This window comes from Burkholderia sp. FW306-1C-G01B, from assembly GCF_058781685.1.
Genome location: NZ_JBYSWZ010000004.1, coordinates 106,333 through 122,731 on the forward strand (window position 1 = coordinate 106,333; position 16,399 = coordinate 122,731).

Below are 16,399 nucleotides of genomic sequence, written 5' to 3' on the forward strand. Positions count from 1 at the left end.
CGCGGCGCACGGCGTGTGCCGCGCGCCACCTGCGCAGGTCAGAAGGTTTCCCAGTCGTCCGCTTTGCCTGCTGTGGCAAGCGCCGGTGCGGCTGACGCAGCCGCGGGTGCGGCAGCCGGGCGGGTGACGACGCGTCGCGTGACCGGGCGCGGAGCCGGTGCACGCGGCGCGGTAGCGGGCGCCTTGACTGCCGTGGCCGGTGCGGCCGCGCCGCTGTCGGCGAGCTTGAACACCGCTATCGCGTGCTTCTGCTGCCCGGCCTGCTGTTCGAGCGATTGCGCGGCGGCGGACGCCTGTTCGACGAGCGCCGCGTTCTGCTGCGTGACTTCGTCCATCTGGCCGACCGCGATGTTGACCTGCTCGATCCCGCGGCTCTGCTCGTCGGACGCGGCCGAGATCTCCGCGTTGATGTCGGCGACGCGGCGGATCGCCTGCTGCACGTCGCCCATCGTGCGGCCGACCGCTTCTGCCTGCGCCGAGCCGTCGCGGACTGTCTCGACCGAGCGCTGGATCAGCTCCTTGATTTCCTTCGCGGCGCTCGACGCGCGCTGCGCGAGGCTGCGCACCTCGCCCGCGACGACCGCGAAGCCGCGGCCCTGTTCGCCGGCGCGCGCGGCCTCGACCGCGGCGTTCAGCGCGAGGATGTTGGTCTGGAATGCGATGCTTTCGATCAGCCCCGTGATGTCCGCGATCTTCGACGAGCTCGCGCTGATTTCGGTCATCGTCACGAGCATGCGCTGCACGACCTCGCTGCCGTTGTCGGCGACCTCCGACGCATTGGTCGCGAGCGTCGTCGCCTGGCGCGCGTTGTCCGAGTTCTGCTTGACCGTCGCGGTCAGCTCTTCCATGCTCGCGGCGGTTTCCTCGAGCGACGCGGCCTGTTCCTCGGTGCGCGACGACAGGTCCATGTTGCCGGCCGAGATCTCGCTCGACGCGACCGAGATCGATTCGCTGGACGCCTTGATCCCGCGCACGATGCCCGCGAGTTGCGTGTCCATCTGGCGCAGCGCGACCAGCAGGCGGCCGAATTCGTCGTTCGAGCGGATCTCGATCGCGTTCTCGAGGTGGCCTTCGGCGATGCGCTGCGCGGTGTTCATCGCGGCGCCGAGGGGCTGCGAAATCGCACGCTGCAGATACTGCCATGCGCCGATCGCGGCGGCCACGCCGATCGCGACGGTGCCGAACGACGCCCACAGCAGCATGCGGAACGTGTCGTTGCCCTGGTCGGCCACTTCCTTGACCTGCTTCGCGTTGATTGCGATGTCCTCGTCGATGCTGTCGGCGAGCGCGGTGCCGAGGGGGCGGAGCTTGTCGATCGCCGCCGCCGTCGCGTCGGCGTTGCCCGATTCGACCGCACCGAGCGCGGTCGACGCGAGCGCGCGGAAATCGCCGAGCTGGCCGGCGATCCGGTCCGCGAGCTTGCGCTCGTCGGCGGCCGTCACCTTCGCCGGGTAGTAATCGTTCCACCCGGTCAGCACCTTTTTCTCGCGCTCGCGGATGCGCTCGACGATGGTCTTCACCTCGGCCGCGTCACGCGTTGCGACCAGCCGCTCGAGGTTCAGGCGCATCTGCAGCGCACCCGCCTGGGTGCTCGCGAGGTCCTCGATCGGCACCGTGCTGTCCGTGTACATCGAACTCATGGCGGAACTCAGCGTCGCGAGCCCCCGTGTTCCTTCCAGCCCGATTGCGATCATCACGATCACGCAAGCGCCGAATGCGATCGCGATCTTGAGCTTGATGGTGCCTGTCAGCTTGTTCATACCCAGCTACCCATGTGAAAAAAACCTGTTGCTTCCCGAGCCCGCATCGACGCATTCGTCAGATTATTGAGCTGACATCCCAACATGTGGGCGGGATTGATGGTCGGGTATACGGCAACGCGAATCGGTTCATTAGGAAAAGTGAACCAACAGGATCAAATATTCGATGTCGTGAGCAAACGTCAGTCAACAGCCTTTCATAAACGCTCTAAACGACTTTCAAGTGTGTAATGTCATGACGCCGGCTGCGTGCCGTCGGAAAGGTTGCGTATGGATTTGCGTCTCCCTGCCGCGGTTCGCGCTGTCATGTCTTTGCGCACGTTCGATTGAGTAAGCTGTCGACCCGGAACGCGCGCGCCGCGCGTCAAGCCGATTCGCGCACGTGCATTTCGACGCGCAGGCCGGCGGCGGTCGCCATGTTGACGAGGGTGTCGAGCCCGAACAGGTTGATCTTGCCGCGCATCAGGTCGGACACGCGCGGCTGTGTGATGCCGAACAGCTTCGCGGCCTGTGCCTGGCTGATTTCCATCCGCGTGATGTGGTGCTTGAGCGCCATCATCAGTTCGGAACGCAGCTTCATGTTCTCGGCTTCCGCCGGGGTGTCCTCGATCGCGTCCCAGACGCTGGGAAAGTGTTGCTTGGTCATCGCTTCAACTCCATCAACATGTCGCGGTAACGCCGGGTGGCCAATGCCACATCTGCGTGGCGGGTTCGCTCCGTTTTCTTCTGGAAGCAGTGAAGCACGTATACGGTGTCGGCGAAGATCGCGACATAGATGATCCGGAATGCGCCGCTTGCATCGCGCACGCGAATCTCGCGCGCGCCGCGGCCCACCGTGGTCATCGGCTTCCAGTCGTCAGGTGTCTGGCCTCGCTGCACCTGGTCGATCTGGTGACCGGCGTCGCGCCGCGCGGCCAACGGAAAGGCACGCAAGTCGTCGAGGGCGCTGCCGAGGAAGACGACGGGCCTGGGGGCCGGCACGAGTGAATTATATAAAATTTTGTATTGATTGAAAGCGTGGAACGAGTCGGATGAATGCCGCTCCGTCCTGAGGCAGCATCGGCGTGCGAGCGTGCGAGCGTGCGTGCGTGCGTGCGTGCGAGCGACGCGCAAGCGCGCCGCATCGTGACGATAGCCTCGGCGCAGTCGATAAAGTGCGTTGTTGGCCGAAGAGGAGAGGGGCGGGTTCGACGCCCGCATCCGGTCGCCGGACGTGGCGATTCCGGCCGCAGGGATGCCGGACGACGTTGCGTCGCGACCGAAAAAACTGTCGCGCCGAAACGTCAGTCGATTGCCTTTCAGTCAGGTCTGAAGTTGCTTTCGAATCCTTGATGCCATAATGCCGAGCATGCGCCGCCGCAGCGGCGGCGCACGTTTTCCGTCCCTCTGCCGCCGGCTTCGCCGGCTTACTTCGTCGCCGTTCGCATCGTCATGTCGTTCCGCACGTTCGTTCCCGCCGTCCTGGTCCTGTCCGGGCCGTTTGCCGGTCCTTCCGGCGTCCTTCAGCGGAGCACGCGGCGCGCCGTGCGGGCAGGCTGAACGATGACGCCGCTCGACCGTCTCCTCGATTTCTTCGCCCGCCACCCGATCCGCCTGCCGCAAAGCCGCGGCGGCCGCGTCGCGCTGGCGCTCGTGTTCATCTATTTCGTCTGGGGTTCGACCTACAGCGGCCTGCATTTCGCGCTGCAGTCGTTCCCGCCGCTGCTGCTGTCGGGGTTGCGCAATCTGCTCGGCGGGATCGGCCTGTTCATCTTCGCGCTGCGGCGCAAGCCCGAATGGCCGACGCTGCTGGAGATCCGCAACTCGGCGATCGTCGGCACGATGCTCGTCGCGCTGTCGTCGGGCACGATCGCGCTCGGGATGCGCACGGTCAGCAGCGGCTCGGCCGCGGTGATGGTGGCCACGGTGCCGCTGTTCGCGACCGTGATCGCGGCGGTGGCCGGGCGGCCGGTGACGAAGGGCGAGTGGGCGGCGGTCGCGCTCGGGATGGTCGGCATCGTCGTGCTGAATTCGGGCGGCGCAGCGGCCGCGAACTCGGCGCTCGGCACGATCTGCGTGCTGGCCGGCGCGCTGTTCTGGGCGGGCGGCGCGCATCTCGCGACGCGGCTCAAGCTGCCGTCCGACCTGTTTTTGTCCACGTCGCTGCAGATCGGCCTCGGCGGGCTGATGTCGACGCTCGTCGCCTGGCTGCTCGGCGAACGCGTCGAGCAGCTGGCCGTTGGACCCGTGTTCGCGTTTCTGTACCTGATGGTGTTCTGCACGATGGCCGCGTATGTCGCGTACGGCTACCTGATCCGCCATACGAGCCCGATCATCGCGAGCAGCTGCATGTACGTGAACCCGATCGTTGCGGTCGCGCTCGGTGCGCTGCTGCTTGGCGAACCGGTGACGATGGCGACCGTGATCGCGACGGTCGCGATCCTCGGCAGCGTCGGGCTGTCGTTCGTGTTCGATCCGGCGCGCCGGCCCGCGGCACGCGCGGCGGCTGTCGGTTCGCCGGTCGTGGCGGCCGCGTCGACGGCGGACGTTGCGTCCGCACCCGATCAGATCACGTTGCCGAATGCGGCGCCCATCCTGGCGCCTTCCGCCGTCCCGCTGGCGGTACCGACGCCGGCTGCCGTGATGGATCCGGCAGTCGTCATGGAGCCGGCGCAGGCGTTTGCGCGGCCGCCCGCCGACGAACCGGCCGCGCCGCGAGCCGACGCGTGACGCCGGCGCTGCCTGGTGCGTTCAGCCGCGCCGGCCGCCGCGATGGTGGGACCAGCCCGCGAGTGCGGTGAACAGCAGCCCGGCCGCGCACATGCCGGTCCAGCCGAACGCGTGCCATGCGGCGACGCCGGCCGACGAGCCGAGCGCGCCGCCGATGAAATAGCACACCATGTACACCGTGTTGACGCGGCTGCGTGCCTCGGGCTTCAACGCATAGATGCGCGACTGGTTCGAGATCTGCGCGGCCTGCACGCCGACATCCAGCACGATCACGCCGATCACGAGCCCGACGAGGCTCGAGCCCGACAGCGCGAAGATCACGAACGACAGCGCGAGCAGCGCGATCGCGAGCGAGATGATCGCGCGCGGGCCGCGCGTGTCCGCAAAACGCCCCGCGTAGGGCGCCGCGAGCGCGCCCGCCGCGCCGACGATCCCGAACAGGCCGGCCGCCTGCGGACCGAGATGGAACGGTGCGCCGGCGAGCAATAGCGTGAGCACGGGCCAGAACGCGCTGAACGCCGCGAACAGCGCGGCGCCCGTCAGCGATGCCTCGCGCAGCCCACGCAGTTCGACCGCCAGATGCCACATCGAGCCGAGCAGCTTGCCGTACGGCAGCGTCGACGTCGGCGAGCTGCGCGGCAGCCGCAGCACGATCACGGCGGCCAGCGCGACGAGCGCCGCGACCGACGCGGCGAACACCGCGCGCCAGCCGAAATATTCGGCGACGAAACCGGCGGCCGTGCGCGCAAGCAGGATGCCGAGCAGCAGGCCGCTCATCACGGTGCCGACCGCGTGCCCGCGTTCGGCGGGCGGCGCGATCTCGGCCGCGAACGGCACGGCCTGTTGCGCGATGGTGGCGAGCACGCCGATCGCGAGGCTCGCGACGGCGAGCACGGCCAGCGACGGCGCGGCGGCCGCCACGATCAGCGCGACCGACAGGCCGGCGATCTGCATCAGGATCAGCCCGCGGCGATCGAAACGGTCGCCGAGCGGCGCGAGCAGGAACATGCCGGCCGCATAGCCGAGCTGGGTCGCGGTCGGCACCGCGCCGATCCACGACGCGCCGTCGGGAAAGGCCGAGCGGAAGCTGTCGAGCAGCGGCTGGTTGTAGTAGATGTTCGCGACGGACACGCCCGCGATCGTCGCGAGCAGCAACAGCAGGCTGCGCGAGTAGTGGGGCGAGGCGGCGTCGGTCGGACGGTCGGTGGAGGCGGTGGACATGGCTGCGCGGGCGAAGTTGGGCGGCGCGGCGCGCGGCGCACGCGTCGGGTGCGCAGGCGGGCCGGGCGCCGGCCGAGGCTGCCGATCATACCGGAGCACCGTGAATCCTGCCGGGCGCGGCGAACCGGCACGACCGATACCAGTGGCATGACCGGCCGCCCGTCATCGCACGTTCTTCACGCGTTCAGTCGACCAGCTCCCCCGTCGGTTCATAGAACGGGTAAGGCCCGGCGCCTTCGTCCACATACACGTGGTGCGACGTCATTCCCGTATCCGGCGCATAACGATGCACCGCGAACGCCGGCGGTTCGAGCCGGAACGCGGACGGCGCATCGGCCCGCAGGTCGAACGCGACCTGGTGCGCGGGCGCCGGCACGGCCGACGCGAGCGTGCCGCCGAAACGCGTAAACATCGTGCGGTGCACGTGGCCGCACAGCACGCGCTCGACGTTCGGATAAGCACGCAGCAGCGCATCGAGTTTCGCGGCGGCGGCGGGCGCGAGGCGCAGCGCGTCCATATGGTCGATCCCCGACACGAACGGCGGGTGATGCAGCGCGACGATCACCGGGCGATCGCGTGCGGCGTCGAGCTGCGCGGCGAGCCATGCGAGCCGCGCGTCGCACAGGTCGCCGTGGCTCGCGCCCGGCACCTGCGAATCGAGCGCGAGCACGCGCACCGCGCCGACGTCGAGCGCGTACTGCACGAATTCGCCGTCCTGCAGTTCGGCGCGATCGGCGAACGCGCGGCGCAGCCCGGCGCGGTCGTCGTGATTGCCGATCATCAGGTAGTACGGAATCTCGAGCGGCGCGAGCAGGTCGCGCAGGTTGGCGTATTCGTCGTCGTGGCCGAAATCGGTCAGGTCGCCGGTGACGAGCACGGCGTCGGGGCGCGGCACGAGCGCGTTCAGCCTCGCGATGCAGCGCGCGAGCGCGGCCGCCGTGTCGACGCGCCGGTACGCGAGCTGGCCCGGCCGCTTGATGTGGAGATCGCTGATTTGAGCTAGCAGCATCGTCGGTTCTCGGAATCGTCTGGTTATTGTGGGTGCGGCGTCATGCGCCGCGGTGGGGCGGGCATGCGTGGTGCATTCGAAGCGCATTACGCGCCCAGCGCGATCAGTCCGTCTGGTGCAATCGTAATGCCGACCGCCGTGCCGTGCGCGAGCGCGATGCGGCCCGGCACGTCGATCACGAGCGCGTCGGGCGCCGCGTGCTCGATCGTGAGCCGCGTGCGCTCGCCGAGAAACGCGCACGCACCGACCGTGCCGCGCAACGGCGCATGCGCGGGATCGGCGAGCTGCGCATCCTCGGGGCGGAAGAACCACTCGTCGGACGCATGCGGCGTGACGATCGCGCCGCCCGTCGTCACGAGCGCGCCATCGCGCCATTGTCCGCCAAGCCGGTTCAGCGTACCGATGAACTGCGCGACCGTGCGGTTGGCCGGCCGGTAGTAGATGTCGCGCGGCGTGCCGATCTGTTCGATGCGACCTGCGCCCATCACGACGATCCGGTCGCCGAGCTCCATCGCTTCGGCCTGGTCGTGCGTCACGTAGACCGTCGTCACGCCGAGCTCGCGCAGCAGCGCATTCATCTCGCGACGCAGCACGTCGCGCAGTTTCGCGTCGAGTGCCGTCAGCGGTTCGTCGAGCAGCAGCACGCGCGGCCGCACCGCGAGCGCGCGCGCCAGCGCGACGCGCTGGCGCTGGCCGCCCGAGAGCTGGTCGATCGGCTTGTCCGCATGCGCGTCGAGCCGCATCATCGCGAGCAGTTCGTCGACGCGCTCGCGCAGCGCGCGCGGTTCGGTCTTGCGAATCTTGAGCCCATAGCCGACGTTGCCGCGCACCGTCAGGTTCGGAAACAGCGCGTAGTTCTGGAACACCATGCCGACCTGCCGGCGCTCGATCGGCAGTGCGGTCACGTCGTCGTTGCCGAACGCGATCGTGCCGCCGGCGTCCGGCGTGTCGAGGCCCGCGATCAGGCGCAGCGTCGTCGTCTTGCCGCAGCCGGACGGCCCGAGCAGCACGAGCGTTTCGCCCGCGCCGATCGACAGGTCGAGCGGTTCGAGCACGCGCGTGCCGCGGAACGTCTTCGCGCAGCCGGTCAGGGTGATGGGAGTGGAATCGAGTTTCATGTCAGCGAAAAGGTCGGCGGGTCAGCGGGTCAGCGCGGGCGGCGCTTGAGTGCACGCGTGCCGGACGGATCGACGCCGAGCCATTGCATCGCGACGAGGAGCGGCAGCGTCATCAGCAGGAACAGGATCGTGTATGCGCTGCCGACTTCGAGGCGCAGCGACGCATAGGTATCGGCGAGCCCGACGGGCAGCGTCTTGGTGTCGGGCGTATGCAGCATCCACGTGAGGTTGAATTCGCCGATCGACAGCGTGAGCACCGCGAGCGCGCCCGCGACGATGCCGGGGCGCAGGTTCGGCAGCACGATCGTGACGAAGCGCGTGACGAACGATGCACCGAGGCTGGCCGCGCCTTCCTCGAGCGTGCGCAGGTCGGCGCCTGCCGCGACGGCCGCGACCGCGCGCACCATGAACGGCAGCGTGAACACGACGTGGCCGACGACGATGAACCACAGGCTCATCCGGAACGCGGTGAAGCCGCCGTACACGACCAGCAGCGCGAGCGCCGACGCGAGGCCCGGCAGCGCGACCGGCAGCACGAGCGCCTCCTCGATCGCACGCGCGACGCGGCTCTTGCTGCGCGCGAGCGCATAGCCGGCCGGCACGCCGACCGCGAGCACGATCGCGAGCGTCGCGAACGCGACGTATAGAGACAGCGCGACCGAGCCGTGATACTGCTGCCACACCTGTTCGAGCCAGCGCAGCGTGAGGCCGCTCGACAGTCCGCGGAAATAGTTGACGGTCAGCCCCGCGAGCACCGACATCACGACGGGCACGATCAGGAACGCGCACAGCAGCAGCGTGACACCCCATTGCAGCGCGGCGATCGCACGCGCGCCCGTGACGCGCGGCGCGCGCCGCGCAACACCGTTCGCCTGCGCGGAAGCGGAAGCGGGCGTCGGCGCCGGCGACGGCGCGGAAGAGCCGGAAAGCGATTGCATGCAGGAATCCTCAGGCCGCGGCGGCGGCGGTATGGCCGGTGAAGCGGCGCGCGAGCGCGAGCACGGCCCAGGTGACGATGCCGAGCACGATCGACAGGCCGGCCGCCGTCGCGATGTTCGCGTTCAGCGTGAACTCGGTATAGATCGTCATCGGCAGCACGTTCAGGTCGGTGGCCAGCGTGAACGCGGTACCGAATGCGCCCATCGCGGTCGCGAAGCAGATCGCGCCGGCCGCGATCAGGCCCGGCGCGAGCGCGGGCAGCACGATGTCGACGAAGATGCGCCACGGCGATGCGCCGAGCGAGCGCGCGGCTTCCTCGAGCGATGCATCGAGCTTCGACGCGGCCGCGATCACGGTGACGATCACGCGCGGAATCGAGAAGTACAGGTAGCCGACGAACAGGCCCGCGACCGAATACGCAAACACCCACTTGTCGCCCGTGAGCTTCGCGGACAGCATGCCGATCAGCCCCTGGCGCCCGGCGAGCATGATCACCATGAAGCCGACGACGACGCCCGGGAACGCGAGCGGGAACGTGAGCAGCGCGAGCAGCACGCGCTTGCCGGCGAATTCGCGGCGCGCGAGCAGCAGGCCGGAGATCGTCGACAGCGCGAGCGTCGCGAGCGTGACGCCCGCGGACAGCGCGACGGTCTCGCCGAGGCTCTTCATGTAGCGTGCATTGCCGAGCAGCGCCGCGTACTGCGAGAAAAACGCGCCGTCGGCGGACACCTGCACGAGCGCCGCCATCGGCAGCAGCCAGAACGCGGCGAACATCGCGAGTGCCGGCGCGACGAGCGCGACGCGCCAGCGCAGCGGGAAAGTCAGATCGAGCATCGGTTGCGTCCTGCTGCTTACTGCATCACCTGCAGGTACTGCTGGCCGAACGCCTGCTGACCGGCCGCCATCTTGCCGAAGTCGACCGGTTTCGCACGTGCGTACTCGCTCGCCGGCAGGAACTTCGCGGCGACATCGGCGCCGAGCGCCTGCGCGCGCACCGGGCGCAGGTACGCGTCGGCCCACAGCTTCTGGCCTTCGTCCGACAGCACGAAGTCGAGCACCTTCCTGCCGTTCGCGTCGTGCGGCGCGCCCTTCACGAGGCTCATCACATACGGCACCGCGATCGTGCCTTCCTTCGGAATCACGAACTCGACGTTCGCGTTGTCCTTGTATTTCGCGCGATACGCGTCGAAGTCGTAGTCGAGCAGGATCGGAATCTCGCCGGACAGCACGCGCGCATACGCGGTCTGCTTCGGCACGATCGGCGCGTTCGCCTTCAGCTTGCGGAACCAGTCGAGCGCCGGCTTGAAGTTGTCGACGCTGCCGCCGAGCGCCTGGTTGACGGCCACCGCACCCGCGTAGCCGACGAATGCGCTGGACGGATCGAGATAACCGACCATGCCCTTGTATTCGGGCTTCAGCAGATCGGCCCACGAGCGCGGCACCGGCTTGCCGTCGAGCGCGTCCTTGTTCACGAAGAAGCCGAGCGTGCCCGAGTGGATCGCGAACCAGTAGCCTTGCGGATCCTTCAGGTTCGCGGGAATGTCGTTCCAGTGTGCGGGCTTGTACGGCGCGATCACGCCTTTGTCCTTCGCCTGGAATGCCGACGACACGCCGAGGTAGACGACGTCGGCGACCGGGCTCTTCTGTTCGGCGATCAGCTGCGCGATCGACTGGCCCGAGTTCTTGTTGTCGAACGGCACGCGAATGCCGGTCTTCTGCTTGATCGCCGCGATCTGCGCGGCCCAGTCGGCCCATTCGGGCGGGCAGTTGTAGCAGATCGCCGTTTCGTCGGCGTGGGCGGCGGGTGCGCCGGCGAAAAGCGCGGCGCAGGCGAGCGGCGCGGCGAGCGCGCGCAGCAGCGAGGTCAGGCGAAAGGACACGGTGGGTCTCCGGGCGAGTGTGTGGCGCTGGGGTGGTGTGGTGGTCGGCGTGCGCGGTGGCACGCCGGTGCGTTCAGGCCTTGCGCAATTGCAGGTCGGTGGCAGGCGGCGCGACCGTCGCGCCGTCGCGTACCGCGTGCGGCAGGATCAGCGACGTGCGTTCGATCGTCGCGCCGCCGATGCATTCGACGAGACGCCGCCATGCGTGGCGGCCGATGTCGCGGTTCGGCGTCGCGACGCTCGCGAGCGGCGGCGCGAGCAGTTCGCCGATCGCGATCCCGTCGAAGCCGAGCACCGACAGATCGTCCGGGATCGAGAAGCCCGCGCGGCGCAGGCCGCGCATTACGACCATCGCGAGCAGGTCGTTGCTGCAGAAGAGGGCGGTCGGACGCGTGGCGCGCGAGGTCAGATGCGCGAGCACCGCGTCGGGCAGCTCGGGCGCGTTGAAGTCGACTTCGACCGGCGGCAGCGTGGCGACGCCGCTTTCCTCGAGTGCCTGCGCATAACCGAGATGGCGCTGGCGCGCGCGATCCGACGCGGCGAGCGAACCGGCCAGCATCAGCACGCGGCGGTGACCGCGCGCGGTCAGCAGCCGCACGCCGTCATAGGCGGCGCTGCGGTTGTCGACCGACACCGACGGGCGGCGCTGCGTGTCGTTGTGCATCAGCACGTAATGCGGGCCGTCGCGATCGAGCATGTCGAGCAGCGGGTGCGTGTCCGCGTCGGCGACGGTGAGGATCAGCCCTTCGACGCGCTGCTCGCGCAGCGTCTCGATTGCGTGACGCTCGCGCGCCGCGTCGTACTCGGTCGTCATCAGGATCAGCTTGAAGCCGGCCGCCGTCGCGAGCTCGTCGATGCCTTGCAGGCAATCGGCGAACACCGGGTTCGACAGCGTCGGCACGACGACGCCGACGAGCCGCGTGCGTTCGCCGCGCAGTTGCCGGCCGAGCGGGCTCGGGCGGAACTGCAGCGTGTCGATCGCGGTGCGGATTGTCTGCAGCGTGGCGGGGCTGACGGTATGCGGTGCGTTGATCGCGCGCGAGACGGTGGCGATCGAGAAGCCCGCGAGGGCAGCAACGTCCTTGATGGTCGAGGTCATGAAGTAGCGCGATGTAAACGTTTTCGGCAGGGGGATTATCGAAAACGTTTGTGACTTCGCGATGACGTACGCGACGCTTGTTTCGCAACAGGCGCGATACAAACGTCAGACAGTTTGTGACCGTCGGACAAGGCGGACTCGATTGTATCGGCGGATGTTGCGGCGCGGGACGAAATCGCGGGCAGTGTCGCATCGGCGCTGATTACACTGGACGAATGCGTGCGATGCGATGGTGCGTCGAGCGGCGATGGCGCGCGCACGTACGACGCGTCCCAACGCATGTCGCCCGAATAAGGGAACGTATGCGCAAGCAATGGTAGAATCGCGTCCGCCCTCTTGCCGGGGTGATGAAATTGGTAAACATAGCGGACTTAAACGATTGAGTGCCCGGCCGGAAACGGTCGGTGCAGAACCCTTCAAATTCGGCGAAACCCCTGATGCGCGCATCGAGGCAACGCCGAGCCAAGCCTCGCGGCACCCGCGAGGAAGGTGTAGAGACTAGACGGGGGGCGCCTAAGGCGCACGGGCAGCGGTTACGCCCGCACGCGACGGCGAAGGCATAGTCCAGCGCACGAACGGCATCGCGCTCGCGACGCCGGCTTCGAAAGAAGCAGTGTGACGAAAATCCGCCGCCTTAACAGGCTTGCCGGTTCAAGTCCGGTCCCCGGCACCACGATCGCTTCCACGCGATTCCATGAAGGCCCGAAAACCCGCGAGAGATCGAACGCTCGCGGGTTTTTTGTTTTTGCGGCATCGCGTCGGATGCGATGACCATGCAACTGACACAAGCGCGCGCGACCGCCAGCCGCGACGGGCATAACATTCCGCCGTCCCGCGCCTATCATGGCAAATATGCTCACCGCGATCGAGCGGGTTGGTCATCGACGGCCGGCGCGGCATTGCATAGATTTCCAAGGTTGGCGTGCTTACCCGCGCGCCAGCCCGCGCGCAGGCCGGCAACCGGCCGCGCGCGCCTATCAGCGTGAGACACAATCGAGCGTGGAGACGACACGATGAGCCTGTCAGAGCCATTGCGTCTGCATGTGCCGGAGCCCACCGGGCGCCCGGGCTGCAAGACGGATTTTTCCTATCTGCATCTATCGCCGGCCGGTGCGGTCCGCCGCCCGCCGATCGACGTTGCCCCGGCGGACACCGCCAATCTCGCCCGCAGCCTCGTGCGCGTGCTCGACGACCACGGCAACGCCCTCGGCCCGTGGGTGCCGGACCTCGACGATGCGCGCCTGATCGCCGGGCTGCGCGCGATGCTCAAGACCCGCATTTTCGACGCGCGCATGATGATCGCGCAGCGCCAGAAGAAAATCTCGTTCTACATGGTGAGCCTCGGCGAGGAGGCGATCGGCACCGCGCACGCGATGGCGCTGCGCGACGGCGACATGTGCTTTCCCACCTACCGGCAGCAGAGCATCCTGATCGCGCGCGACGTGCCGCTCGAGCGGATGATCTGCCAACTGATGTCGAACGAAGGCGACCCGCTGAAAGGGCGCCAGCTCCCCGTGATGTACTCGGATCGCGACGCGGGCTTTTTCTCGATTTCCGGCAATCTCGCGACGCAGTTCATCCAGGCGGTCGGCTGGGGGATGGCGTCGGCGATCAAGGGCGACACGAAGATCGCGTCCGCGTGGATCGGCGACGGCGCGACGGCCGAAGCCGACTTCCACACCGCGCTCACGTTCGCGCACGTGTACCGCGCGCCGGTCGTGCTGAACGTCGTCAACAACCAGTGGGCGATCTCGACGTTCCAGGCGATCGCGGGCGGCGAAGGCACGACGTTCGCGGGGCGCGGCGTCGGCTGCGGGATCGCGTCGCTGCGCGTCGACGGCAACGACTTCCTCGCGATCTACGCGGCGTCGAGCTGGGCGGCCGAACGCGCGCGCCGCAATCTCGGCCCGACGCTGATCGAGTGGGTGACCTACCGCGCTGGTGCGCATTCGACATCGGACGATCCGACCAAGTACCGGCCGAGCGACGACTGGTCCCATTTCCCGCTCGGCGATCCGATCGCCCGCTTCAAGCGCCACCTGATCGTCAAGGGCATCTGGTCGGACAGCGCGCACGACGCGCTGACGGCCGAGCTCGAGGCCGAGGTGATCGCCGCGCAGAAGGAAGCGGAGCAATACGGGTCGCTGGCCGACGACCGGATTCCGTCGCCGGCCTCGATGTTCGACGACGTATACAAGGAGCTGCCCGCGCATCTGCGCCGTCAGCGCCAGGAACTGGGAGCATGACCATGGCGCAACTCGAGACAGGCACGGCGACGCAGCCGATGACGATGATCCAGGCGCTGCGCTCCGCGATGGACGTGATGCTCGGGCGCGACGGCGACGTGGTCGTGTTCGGGCAGGACGTCGGTTATTTCGGCGGCGTGTTCCGCTGTACCGAAGGACTGCAGAACAAATACGGCAAGTCGCGCGTGTTCGATGCGCCGATCTCGGAAGGCGGGATCGTCGGCGTGGCGGTGGGGATGGGCGCATACGGGCTGCGCCCGGTGTGCGAGATCCAGTTCGCCGACTATTTCTACCCGGCATCCGACCAGATCGTGTCGGAAGGCGCGCGGCTGCGCTATCGCTCGGCCGGCCAGTTCACCGCGCCGATGACGATCCGGATGCCGTGCGGCGGCGGCATCTACGGCGGCCAGACGCACAGCCAGAGCCCGGAGGCGATGTTCACGCAGGTGTGCGGGCTGCGCACAGTGATGCCGTCGAATCCGTACGACGCGAAAGGGCTGCTGATCGCGTCGATCGAGAACGACGACCCGGTGATCTTCCTCGAGCCGAAACGGCTGTACAACGGGCCGTTCGACGGCCATCACGAACGGCCCGTCACGTCGTGGCTCAAGCATCCGGCGAGCGCCGTGCCCGAGGGCTACTACACGGTGCCGCTCGATACGGCCGCCGTGGTGCGGCCCGGCAACGACGTGACGGTGCTGACGTACGGCACGACGGTGCACGTGTCGCTCGCCGCGGCCGAGGAGACGGGCATCGACGCGGAGGTGATCGACCTGCGCACGCTGTGGCCGCTCGACCTCGACACGGTCGTCGCGTCGGTGCGCAAGACCGGGCGCTGCGTCGTGGTGCACGAGGCGACGCGCACCTGCGGCTACGGCGCGGAACTGGTGTCGCTGGTTCAGGAACATTGCTTCTACCACCTCGAGGCGCCGGTCGAGCGCACGACGGGCTGGGACACGCCGTATCCGCATGCGCAGGAATGGGCGTACTTTCCGGGCCCGGCCCGGGTCGGCGAAGCGTTGCGACGCGTGATGGAGGCGTGAAATGGGGATTCATGTCATCAAGATGCCGGACATCGGCGAAGGGATCGCCGAGGTCGAGCTGGTGGCCTGGCATGTGGAAGTCGGACAGACGATCGCGGAAGACCAGCCGCTCGCCGACGTGATGACCGACAAGGCGGCGGTCGAGATTCCGTCGCCGGTGTCGGGCAAGGTGCTGGAACTCGGCGGCCGGATCGGCGAGATGATGGCGGTCGGCAGCGAGCTGATTCGCCTCGAGGTCGAAGGCGACGGCAACCTGAAGCAGGGTGCGCCGGTGCGGGATGCGAAGGCGAAGGCGGAAGCGGCGCCGGTTCAAACGACAGCGGCAGCGGCGGCAAGGTCGGTGCCCGTGGCCGACGTGCCGGTGGCCGACGTGCCGGCGGCAGCGCCTGCGGCCACTGCGGTGCCGGGTCGTGCGGCGAATCGCGCCCCCGCGGAGCCGCGTCGTGCGGAACGTGCCGAACCTGCTGCGCAGCCGCGCGCGGCGCTCGCGCCGGGCGAACGGCCGCTCGCGTCGCCGGCCGTGCGTCAGCGCGCATGGGACATGGGCATCGAGTTGCGCTATGTGCGCGGCACGGGTGAAGCAGGGCGGATCCTGCACACGGACCTCGATGCGTATGCGAAGACTGGCAGCGGCACGGCGCGCGCGTCGCAAGCGCACGGCTACGAAGAACGCAACGACGAAACCGAAGTGCCGGTGATCGGCCTGCGGCGTGCGATCGCGCGCAAGATGCAGGAAGCGAAGCGCCGCATTCCGCACTTCAGCTACGTCGAGGAAATCGACGTCACCGAGCTCGAATCGTTGCGCGCGGACCTGAACCGCCGCTACGGCGATACGCGCGGCCGGCTCACGCCGCTGCCGCTGCTGATCCGCGCGATGGTGATCGCGCTGCGCGACTTCCCGCAGATCAACGCGCGCTTCGACGACGAAGCGGGCGTCGTCACGCGCTACGGCGCGGTGCACATGGGTGTCGCGACGCAGACGGATGCGGGCCTCACGGTGCCCGTGCTGCGTCATGCGGAAGCGCGTGACGTGTGGTCGATCTCCGCCGAAATCGCGCGGCTCGCCGATGCGGTGCGCGCGAACCGCGCGCAGCGCGACGAGTTGAGCGGCTCGACGATCACGATCTCGAGCCTCGGCGCGCTCGGCGGCATCGTGTCGACGCCGGTCATCAATCATCCCGAAGTCGGCATCGTCGGCGTGAACCGGATCGTCGAGCGGCCGATGATCCGCGACGGCGCGGTCGTCGCGCGCAAGATGATGAACCTGTCGTCGTCGTTCGACCATCGCGTCGTCGACGGCGCGGACGCGGCCGAATTCATCCAGGCCGTGCGCGGGGTGCTCGAACGCCCGGCACTGCTGTTCGTGGAGTGAGGC

The 16,399-nt window shown here is 68.3% G+C and carries 14 protein-coding genes; 4 read left to right on the forward strand and 10 right to left on the reverse strand.

Annotation, left to right across the window (positions count from 1 at the left end; genetic code table 11):
- Window positions 1-38: 38 nt before the first annotated feature.
- The 3 genes from AC3WLY_RS10000 to AC3WLY_RS10010 form a co-directional block, all read right to left on the reverse strand.
- Window positions 39-1,760 (reverse strand): methyl-accepting chemotaxis protein, encoded by a 1,722-nt coding sequence (locus tag AC3WLY_RS10000; RefSeq protein ID WP_492308580.1) that lies wholly within the window; start codon window positions 1,758-1,760, stop codon window positions 39-41.
- A gap of 364 nt (window positions 1,761-2,124) precedes the next feature.
- On the reverse strand, window positions 2,125-2,406 hold the full coding sequence (locus AC3WLY_RS10005; protein WP_059482238.1) for a helix-turn-helix domain-containing protein: 282 nt from the start codon (window positions 2,404-2,406) through the stop codon (window positions 2,125-2,127).
- Entirely contained in the window at window positions 2,403-2,741 is a 339-nt protein-coding gene (locus tag AC3WLY_RS10010) for a type II toxin-antitoxin system RelE/ParE family toxin (RefSeq protein ID WP_492308637.1), read from the reverse strand. Before AC3WLY_RS10010 ends, AC3WLY_RS10005 begins: the two co-directional genes overlap by 4 nt.
- 561 nt (window positions 2,742-3,302) lie before the next feature.
- Between AC3WLY_RS10010 and AC3WLY_RS10015 the strand changes: the two genes are divergently transcribed.
- On the forward strand, window positions 3,303-4,469 hold the full coding sequence (locus AC3WLY_RS10015; protein ID WP_492308579.1) for an EamA family transporter: 1,167 nt from the start codon (window positions 3,303-3,305) through the stop codon (window positions 4,467-4,469).
- A gap of 21 nt (window positions 4,470-4,490) precedes the next feature.
- On the opposite strand, the gene AC3WLY_RS10020 is transcribed toward AC3WLY_RS10015, so the two are convergent.
- The 7 genes from AC3WLY_RS10020 to AC3WLY_RS10050 form a co-directional block, all read right to left on the reverse strand.
- Window positions 4,491-5,690 (reverse strand): MFS transporter, encoded by a 1,200-nt coding sequence (locus AC3WLY_RS10020; RefSeq protein ID WP_425132251.1) that lies wholly within the window; start codon window positions 5,688-5,690, stop codon window positions 4,491-4,493.
- Between the two features lie 184 nt (window positions 5,691-5,874).
- Entirely contained in the window at window positions 5,875-6,699 is an 825-nt protein-coding gene (locus AC3WLY_RS10025) for a phosphodiesterase (RefSeq protein ID WP_492308578.1), read from the reverse strand.
- Window positions 6,700-6,785: 86 nt separating this feature from the next.
- Window positions 6,786-7,817, reverse strand: a complete 1,032-nt coding sequence (locus AC3WLY_RS10030; protein WP_492308577.1) for an ABC transporter ATP-binding protein — start codon at window positions 7,815-7,817, stop codon at window positions 6,786-6,788.
- A 29-nt stretch (window positions 7,818-7,846) separates the two neighbouring features.
- Complete coding sequence (locus AC3WLY_RS10035) at window positions 7,847-8,755, reverse strand: ABC transporter permease (protein WP_492308576.1); 909 nt, start codon at window positions 8,753-8,755, stop codon at window positions 7,847-7,849.
- Window positions 8,756-8,765: 10 nt separating this feature from the next.
- Window positions 8,766-9,590: an ABC transporter permease gene (locus tag AC3WLY_RS10040; protein ID WP_072435915.1), complete on the reverse strand. Its 825-nt coding sequence runs from the start codon at window positions 9,588-9,590 to the stop codon at window positions 8,766-8,768.
- Window positions 9,591-9,607: 17 nt separating this feature from the next.
- Complete coding sequence (locus AC3WLY_RS10045) at window positions 9,608-10,636, reverse strand: ABC transporter substrate-binding protein (protein WP_492308575.1); 1,029 nt, start codon at window positions 10,634-10,636, stop codon at window positions 9,608-9,610.
- 73 nt (window positions 10,637-10,709) lie between these two features.
- Window positions 10,710-11,735 (reverse strand): LacI family DNA-binding transcriptional regulator, encoded by a 1,026-nt coding sequence (locus AC3WLY_RS10050; protein WP_072435913.1) that lies wholly within the window; start codon window positions 11,733-11,735, stop codon window positions 10,710-10,712.
- Between the two features lie 1,013 nt (window positions 11,736-12,748).
- Between AC3WLY_RS10050 and AC3WLY_RS10055 the strand changes: the two genes are divergently transcribed.
- From AC3WLY_RS10055 to AC3WLY_RS10065, 3 genes are read left to right on the forward strand one after another with little or no spacing between them, the layout of a single operon-like run.
- Window positions 12,749-13,981 carry a 3-methyl-2-oxobutanoate dehydrogenase (2-methylpropanoyl-transferring) subunit alpha gene (locus tag AC3WLY_RS10055; RefSeq protein ID WP_492308574.1) on the forward strand — a complete coding sequence of 411 codons (1,233 nt, stop codon included), beginning with the start codon at window positions 12,749-12,751 and terminating at the stop codon, window positions 13,979-13,981.
- Window positions 13,978-15,024 (forward strand): alpha-ketoacid dehydrogenase subunit beta, encoded by a 1,047-nt coding sequence (locus tag AC3WLY_RS10060; protein WP_371286988.1) that lies wholly within the window; start codon window positions 13,978-13,980, stop codon window positions 15,022-15,024. The genes AC3WLY_RS10055 and AC3WLY_RS10060 overlap by 4 nt, the downstream gene beginning before the upstream one ends.
- Window position 15,025: 1 nt before the next feature.
- A complete protein-coding gene (locus AC3WLY_RS10065) occupies window positions 15,026-16,396 on the forward strand; it encodes a dihydrolipoamide acetyltransferase family protein (RefSeq protein WP_425132248.1) in 1,371 nt (456 codons plus the stop codon).
- Window positions 16,397-16,399 lie beyond the last annotated feature (3 nt).

Coding starts and splice junctions, on each gene's coding strand:
- AC3WLY_RS10040 (WP_072435915.1), bottom strand. CDS start 9,590: ATGCTCGATCTGACTTTCCCGCTGCGCTGGCGCGTCGCGCTCGTCGCG.
- AC3WLY_RS10060 (WP_371286988.1), top strand. CDS start 13,978: ATGACCATGGCGCAACTCGAGACAGGCACGGCGACGCAGCCGATGACG.
- AC3WLY_RS10020 (WP_425132251.1), bottom strand. CDS start 5,690: ATGTCCACCGCCTCCACCGACCGTCCGACCGACGCCGCCTCGCCCCAC.
- AC3WLY_RS10055 (WP_492308574.1), top strand. CDS start 12,749: ATGAGCCTGTCAGAGCCATTGCGTCTGCATGTGCCGGAGCCCACCGGG.
- AC3WLY_RS10035 (WP_492308576.1), bottom strand. CDS start 8,755: ATGCAATCGCTTTCCGGCTCTTCCGCGCCGTCGCCGGCGCCGACGCCC.
- AC3WLY_RS10065 (WP_425132248.1), top strand. CDS start 15,026: ATGGGGATTCATGTCATCAAGATGCCGGACATCGGCGAAGGGATCGCC.
- AC3WLY_RS10005 (WP_059482238.1), bottom strand. CDS start 2,406: ATGACCAAGCAACACTTTCCCAGCGTCTGGGACGCGATCGAGGACACC.
- AC3WLY_RS10050 (WP_072435913.1), bottom strand. CDS start 11,735: ATGACCTCGACCATCAAGGACGTTGCTGCCCTCGCGGGCTTCTCGATC.
- AC3WLY_RS10015 (WP_492308579.1), top strand. CDS start 3,303: ATGACGCCGCTCGACCGTCTCCTCGATTTCTTCGCCCGCCACCCGATC.
- AC3WLY_RS10000 (WP_492308580.1), bottom strand. CDS start 1,760: ATGAACAAGCTGACAGGCACCATCAAGCTCAAGATCGCGATCGCATTC.
- AC3WLY_RS10030 (WP_492308577.1), bottom strand. CDS start 7,817: ATGAAACTCGATTCCACTCCCATCACCCTGACCGGCTGCGCGAAGACG.
- AC3WLY_RS10025 (WP_492308578.1), bottom strand. CDS start 6,699: ATGCTGCTAGCTCAAATCAGCGATCTCCACATCAAGCGGCCGGGCCAG.